At 40.3% G+C, this 702-nt stretch carries 1 protein-coding gene and 1 pseudogene; both read right to left on the bottom strand.

All coding sequences use genetic code 11. The features are described from left to right. The coding region (gene rsmI, locus ASC50_RS02575; RefSeq protein ID WP_262482188.1) for a 16S rRNA (cytidine(1402)-2'-O)-methyltransferase at nt 1-311 on the bottom strand (311 nt) is incomplete at its 3' end. A 136-nt stretch (nt 312-447) separates the two neighbouring features. Next, a pseudogene (locus tag ASC50_RS02580) lies at nt 448-702 on the bottom strand (ATP-binding protein); the annotation flags it as partial.

Below are 702 nucleotides of genomic sequence, written 5' to 3' on the forward strand. Positions count from 1 at the left end.
ATCCCTGCTTGTACACACGCTCTTGCCAACAAAAACCCCGGATCCGAAATCCCCGGTGTGCCAGCGTCAGAAACCAGCGCAATGGATTTACCATCAGTCAATTGTGCAATAAGCCATTCTACCGTTTGGTGTTCGTTAAACTTATGGTGCGACTGCATTTTGTTCTGTATGTCAAAATACTTCAACAAAAAACTCGTTGTGCGCGTGTCTTCTGCCAAAATTAAATCAACCTCTTTCAACACCCTGATAGCCCTGAAAGTCATATCTTCCAAATTGCCGATGGGAGTTGGAACCAAATAAAGCTTCGACACAACCATAACTTTCCCAAAAATCGCGCAAAGTTCGATAAAATATTTGACATACGCAAATATTTGAGAAAATTATTTTTCAAATCAGCATTTTAACACTTTTTTTTGCAAATACGATTTTTTAGACGGCATGGCATTTTCATTTTTGATTCAAAAGCCATTTCCAAACGGGAACTACTTCAATGGTCTTATCTTCTAATTTCAACGTTCGCTCGGCATCGCGTGTAACAATCAAAAGCCTGTTACATTCCAATACAGTCGATATTTTGAGCAGGGCGGTCACTTCCCTGTCAAATGTGCCGTCACTGTTGTCGAGGTTGTAGCATACCTGAATGGCTGTTGTGGCATCGGGAATATAAAAATCAACTTCAATCCCCATATTGTAGAAAAAGAC

It is taken from the genome of Candidatus Symbiothrix dinenymphae (genome assembly GCF_001431085.1).